The sequence below is a fragment of the Moorena sp. SIO4E2 genome (assembly GCF_010671945.1).
GTDB classification, from domain to species: Bacteria; Cyanobacteriota; Cyanobacteriia; order Cyanobacteriales; family Coleofasciculaceae; genus Moorena; species Moorena producens.
The window spans coordinates 1-4741 of the sequence record NZ_JAAHIE010000533.1 but is presented as its reverse complement, the minus strand read 5'-3'; the positions used below and the strand labels follow the sequence as shown (position 1 = coordinate 4741).

Below are 4741 nucleotides of genomic sequence, written 5' to 3'. Positions count from 1 at the left end.
ATTACAATGACAATAACTATTAGACATCTGGTATCTGCACTCTTGGTTTTATCTTTTGGATTGTTGGGGTCTCTAATTCCTGGTGGTTCAATTGAAACAAGGAGTTTCTCACACATTGACCCCTTGATATTGGGGGCATTTAATACCTTCTTAACTTCCCTAGAGATAGTCAGCCTTTTAATTATTTACTTTATCTTCAAAGATTTAAAGTGGGCGTTCATTGTGTCTAGCTTATGTGCTATGTCCTATTTTATCGTATACGCCCTAGACTTAGGAACACTCTTTCCAGTTTCGCCAGATCCCATGCCTCAGGCGCTATTTGTAATTGAAGTATTGGGAATGATTGTTTCTCTTCCTTTACTATTTCTTTCTGTTCGCGGAGCTATGACGAGTAACACTAGTGGCAAGGAGCAAGTAATAGAAAGCAAACCCTATTCAAAGACGTTTGTATATTTCGCTTTCTTTTTGGTTATTGTTGGTGTTGGCATTATTACCTTTGCTACGAAATCGGCTATAGGTAGCTAACAGTGCCTAACATTCGTAAGTATTCAGCTGTCAGCTATCAGCTTTGTGGCACAGCGTCGAAGCCTGTACCAGGCTACGGTAACAGCTATCGTAAGCTATCAGCTATCAGCTATCAGCTATCAGCTATCAGCTTATGGCTTAGATCACAGCGTCGAAGCCTGTGCCACCCTACTTGAGGTGTTTTTGAATAAAATCAGCTGACCACTGACCACTGACGGCTGACGGCTGAATGCTTACCAGCTATCAGCTTATGGGCATAGGGCAAGCTACACCGAACAGCTTTTGAATAACAAAAATAACCATTAGTTTAATCTGAGTTAAGGAAAGCTGACCGCTGACTGCTGACCGCTGAATGCTTAAGAATTAGAAGGAATATGTTTGCTTTTTATATCAATCCTATGTTTACATCTCAAATAAAAATTATATAGCGTTTATCATAGCTATGAGGTACATTCAAGGTTCTTACCGCTGCTCCGTTCGCGTTTGGCCGTAGGCCACGCGGGGCGCGTTCGCGCAGCGTCTGGCAAAGCCAGTAAGCGTGGCCCACGGCCTTAGCTCCCTAAAACCCTAAGGGCGAGGTACCTCATCCGATTGAGAGTGCTATATATGACAATGATATATCTAGAGCTAAACAATCAAGGTCAAGTACTTCGTTTTTCTCTTGAGAAAGGATTTTATCGATTAGGACGCGATCGCACTTGGTCAGATTTCGATATTCCTGAAACAGGCTGGACTATTGTCTCCCAACGCCATGCTTTTCTGCTTCAAGAGGGAGAGGATTATCGGATTTTTGATGGTGATGGGGCAAATCCAAGTACTAATGGACTATTTGTTAACCACACTCGCATCACTGATGGGTATCTTCTGAAACATGGCTTAGAGTTGACCATTGGACAAAATCCTCGGGATTACATTCGCCTCACTTACTTTAATCCTGCCCATAGTCAACCAAGGGTGACGCCAAATAAACGGCAGCTTTCCTTGGCAAGTGTGCAAAATTGGCCAGTGCAATTGGGTCGTTCTCCTAATCCTGAACTTTCCTACTGTTGGCCATTAGATGCACCGACAGTTTCCTCCCTTCACGCTACCCTTATCAAGATTTACGAAGGCAATTATCAGATTAATAATTATAGCAGAAATGGTACCTTTATCAATGACAAGTTAATCCATAAACCAGTTTTACTTAAGGATGGGGATACGATTCGGATTGGTCCGTTTATATTACTGTTGAGGCAGGATACTTTAGAATTAGTTGACCAAGGTAATCAAATTCGGATTGATGCTGATAAATTGCTGCGCGAGGTTAATTATAAATTATGCAAAAAACGCACTATCCTGAATCACGTTTCTATGCCGATTGAACCTGGTCAGTTAGTGGCTTTGGTAGGAGGTAGTGGCACTGGTAAATCTACGTTACTGAAAACTCTATTAGGAATTGCACCAATTACTAAAGGTACTGTATTTATCAATGGCCAAGATTTGCGACAGCATTTTAATCAGTACCGCTCACAAATTGGCTATGTTCCCCAAGATGATATTGTGCATCGGGATTTAACTGTAAAAGAAGTATTAACCTATGCCTGTGAATTACGATTACCACCAGATACTGATGTGAAACAGGTGGTGAAGCAAACTTTGTCACAAGTCAAACTGGATTTTGTGAGAAACACGGTTGTGGGTAATCTGAGTGGGGGACAACGGAAACGAGTCAGTATTGCTGTGGAATTATTGGCTGATCCGAAACTGTTCTTTCTGGATGAACCTACTTCTGGTCTAGATCCAGGACTGGATAAGGAAATGATGCAGCTATTGCGAGAATTAGCGAATCAGGGACGAACTGTGGTGCTGGTGACTCATGCTACTGCGAATATTGACGTATGCGATCGCATTGCCTTTATGGGTCGGGGTGGACGGTTGTGTTACTTTGGTCCTCCCACAGAAGCGATGGACTTTTTTAAGATGCCATCTCCAGACTTAAGATACTTCCCTGATATTTACCTGAAGCTAGAGCAAGGGGAAACACCGGAGGAACTTGAGCAGAATAGTGAACACTGGCATCAGCGGTTTCTCAGCTCACCTGGTTACAAGACCTACATTTCAGCACACCTCAGTCCTGGTCAAAGGTTGCTATCGACCTCAATCCCTAGCAAAAGTGCTGGTATTCCTGTTTTCAAGCAACTCAAGCAACTGCTGTTGCTCAGTCAGCGCTATCTACAACTAGTAGTGCGGGATATGCGAAGTCTTGCCCTAGCCTTACTAACTGCTCCGATTGGGATTAGTTTGATTATTCTGACGTTGTCAGGGAAAGACCCCTTAGCTCAACTGAAGTCTCCAGAGATAACCCAAGCACCTCTAGCGCTACGAGTATTGTTTATTTTTACCTGTGCTGCCCTGTGGGTTGGACTATCTAGTTCACTGCAAGAAATTGTGAAAGAGTCCAGTATTTATGCGAGAGAGCGACTGGTTAATTTAGGGTTATTTCCCTATCTCGGTTCCAAAGTACTGATTCGGTCTGGCTTAGCTATTTTACAAACTATCTTGATTGTTACTATTGTGCTCTATGGGTTTAAGCCACCTACCTCTGAACTACTGGATTGGAAAATTGGCTTGGGAATCACTACTTTTTTAACCATTATCGCTGCTACCAGTTTAGGTCTGATGGTATCGACATTGGTTAAAAATGAAAGTGAAGCCAATAATACTATACCATTGATTTTGCTACCCCAGATTATTTTTTCTGGAGTTATTTTTAAACTAAAAGGATTAGCCAGTACACTATCTTGGCTGATGGTAAGTCGTTGGTCAATGGGAGCTTACGGTGCCCTGGTAAATGTGAATAGCATGGTACCAGAACAGTCTTCCAGGTTTGGATTGAAGCTTCCTCCTCCTCCCTTTGAAGCAACACCCGTTTATGATGCCACCTGGCAAAATTTGATTCTTAACTGGCTACTACTGTGCTTACACACCGGGGTTTATTTAATAATCGCCTTTAAATTACAGAAGCGGAAGGATATTTTATAGGAAATATGTAGGGTGGGCAGTGCTTACTTTGATCATTGTCAGGTTTTAAATTAGTCTGAGGCACTGCCCACCAGAGAATTAATTTTATAGTTAATTTACTGTCGGTGGGCAGAGAAATATAGAGTAGATGTAGGGTGGGCAGTGCTTACTTTTAGGATAGTCAGGTTTTAAATTAGTCGGATGCACTGCCCACCCTACTATTAATCTGTCGGTGGGCAGTGCTTACTTTTAGGATAGTCAGGTTTTAAATTAGTCGGATGCACTGCCCACCCTACTATTAATCTGTCGGTGGGCAGTGCTTACTTTTAGGATTATCAGCTTTTCAATTGGTTTTATGCACTGCCCACCCTACTATTAATCTGTCGGTGGGCAGTGCTTACTTTTAGGATTATCAGCTTTTCAATTGGTTTTATGCACTGCCCACCCTACTATTAATCTCTGATATTAACACAAAAAATCATCGGATATCTTTTCTTTCTAACCTCTCCACAATCTCCATATTTCGTAATAAAAAAAATTACTAAACCCCTTGACAATAAATTAATTTATAAATATATTAATAATTAAGCAGTTTCAAGGAGTCATTACTGATGACTAAAAACTTTCCACCTAACTCTGATGACAATATCACCCCTGAAAACGAAGGTCGTAAACGGAAGAAAGCCAAGCTCGTTTTGATCGGTTCTCCTGAAAAGGTTCGCAAAACAATTAATGCCATTTATTCCCTTAAGTATGCTTACCCAGACGAGTGGAGCACTCCCGAGCCTACTGGAAAACCGGGTGAGGTTATGACCTTTTTGATTCGATATTTTTACGTAGACTAGGATAGTAAATTGCCAGGGCAAAGCCCTGGCGACTATGAATGGTGAACGTTTTTTGTGGAGGGATATAAATCAGGATGAAGGATGAGTTAGAATGTGGTTGCTTTCGAGCAGTTGCTGACTAATTCGATAAGAATGTATTAGTTCATCAGTAGCGATGCAGCGCGGTCTTGGGGAGGCAGCGCGGTCTTGGGGGTTTCCCCCATGAGCGACTGCCGTGGTCCCCCCCATGAGCGACTGCATCAAGACAGTGATTTAGAGTTGAGTTGAGCTCAGCTTTACAAAAGAATTCGGTCAAGACTTGGGGTTAACCAGAGCTTGACCGATTTTTTTTTGTTATAGTTAGAGGAATTATTAATTGGGTGAGTTCGTAG

At 42.0% G+C, this 4741-nt stretch carries 4 protein-coding genes; all 4 read left to right on the top strand.

Annotation, left to right across the window (positions count from 1 at the left end):
• Positions 1 to 6: 6 nt before the first annotated feature.
• The 4 genes from F6K37_RS32335 (at position 7) to F6K37_RS32320 (ending at position 4370) form a co-directional block, all read left to right on the top strand.
• Positions 7 to 525: a DUF8051 family protein gene (locus F6K37_RS32335; protein WP_008179736.1), complete on the top strand. Its 519-nt coding sequence runs from the start codon at positions 7 to 9 to the stop codon at positions 523 to 525.
• A gap of 45 nt (positions 526 to 570) precedes the next feature.
• The gene (locus F6K37_RS32330) at positions 571 to 726 is read left to right on the top strand and encodes a hypothetical protein (RefSeq protein WP_008179738.1); all 156 of its coding nucleotides are present in this window, start codon (positions 571 to 573) and stop codon (positions 724 to 726) included.
• A 411-nt stretch (positions 727 to 1137) separates the two neighbouring features.
• Entirely contained in the window at positions 1138 to 3546 is a 2409-nt protein-coding gene (locus F6K37_RS32325) for an ATP-binding cassette domain-containing protein (RefSeq protein WP_287254722.1), read from the top strand.
• A 590-nt stretch (positions 3547 to 4136) separates the two neighbouring features.
• On the top strand, positions 4137 to 4370 hold the full coding sequence (locus F6K37_RS32320; protein ID WP_008179742.1) for a hypothetical protein: 234 nt from the start codon (positions 4137 to 4139) through the stop codon (positions 4368 to 4370).
• Positions 4371 to 4741: the final 371 nt, after the last annotated feature.

What these genes read in the sequence shown, in the direction of transcription:
- F6K37_RS32335 (WP_008179736.1), top strand. Translation starts at nt 7, where the DNA reads ATGACAATAACTATTAGACATCTGGTATCTGCACTCTTGGTTTTATCT.
- F6K37_RS32325 (WP_287254722.1), top strand. Translation starts at nt 1,138, where the DNA reads ATGATATATCTAGAGCTAAACAATCAAGGTCAAGTACTTCGTTTTTCT.
- F6K37_RS32320 (WP_008179742.1), top strand. Translation starts at nt 4,137, where the DNA reads ATGACTAAAAACTTTCCACCTAACTCTGATGACAATATCACCCCTGAA.